1 protein-coding gene is annotated in these 1,096 nt (G+C 56.3%); it reads right to left on the reverse strand.

Translation table 11 applies throughout. From position 1 onward, the window contains the following. Positions 1-902 (reverse strand): IS30 family transposase (locus ACR1XY_RS24575; RefSeq protein ID WP_480597435.1); only part of this gene is annotated, 902 nt, incomplete at its 3' end. Positions 903-1,096 lie beyond the last annotated feature (194 nt).

Genomic DNA, 1,096 nt, shown 5'->3' on the forward strand with positions numbered 1-1,096 from the left:
CTCAAATATCGATTTGTCAGCGCCGTCGGTTCGGTTGAGCGAGGCAGATACTTCCGCAGCCTGTTGTTCGTGTTCTCGACCGTTCCTTTCTGATACGGCGCTTGTGGATCGCAGAACCAGGCATCCGCGCCGATCCCGGCCCTGAGGTGCCTCCAGGCCGAGAACTCGGTGCCACGGTCGAAGGTGATCGACTGACGTGCATCGGCGGGCAGGGGAGCCAGCCCCTGGATCAGCGCTTCCATGATCGGCTTGGACTGGCGATCCTCATTGCGCATCACGACAGCATAGCGACTGACGCGTTCGACCAGAGACGTCACATTGACTTTCCCATACTCCTTGCGAAACATCATCAGATCACATTCCCAGTGGCCGAACTCAGTGCGGTCCGCGATGCGCTCGGGCCTGTGAGACAGGCTCTGCGTGTCAAAGATGTGGGTCCGGTTGTACCTGCGATAGCCACGTGGCCGGCGGCGTTTGCGATGCTCAGGGAGATGGCGGTAAAACTGTTCCTCGCGGCCATCCTTGGAATAGGCGAACCGATAGATCGTCTCGTGACTCACACGGATCGGATGGCGTTCAAGCCGCATCCGGCCTGCGATCTGTTCGGGCGACCATCCAGCCTTGAGTCGATCTTCGATGGCTTCCTTGAGGTCTGGATGCACGATCATCTTGCGATGGATCGCGCGGCGCGCCTCGTATTTGTCCTGAGCGACAACCGCGTGATATCCGTTGAGTTCTGGGATCTCAGTATCTGTGTATCGGTTCCGTTTGATGTCTCGGTAGATCGTAGAGGGGTTACGACCCAACCGATCGGCTATCTCAGCGACCGGCATTTTTGCTTCCAGCCACTTTGCGAGCTTACGTCGTTCGCCCAGTTTCAGGTGACAGTAGCGGCTTCCCATTCTTCATACTCCATGCAACTCTCTGTTTTAGTACAGAATTTGCACTTCGTTTGTGAATCCACCGGAGGCTCAGACTACGCCGCATAATTCGACGCCTAAGGTTTTTCTGACTTTGCCTGTTTCACCAGATCCATGAAGGCCCGTATGATTTTTACGTCGCGCCCCTGTGAAAGGGAGATCAGGCTTTCGCCCAT

This window comes from Ruegeria sp. AD11(2025), assembly GCF_056542405.1.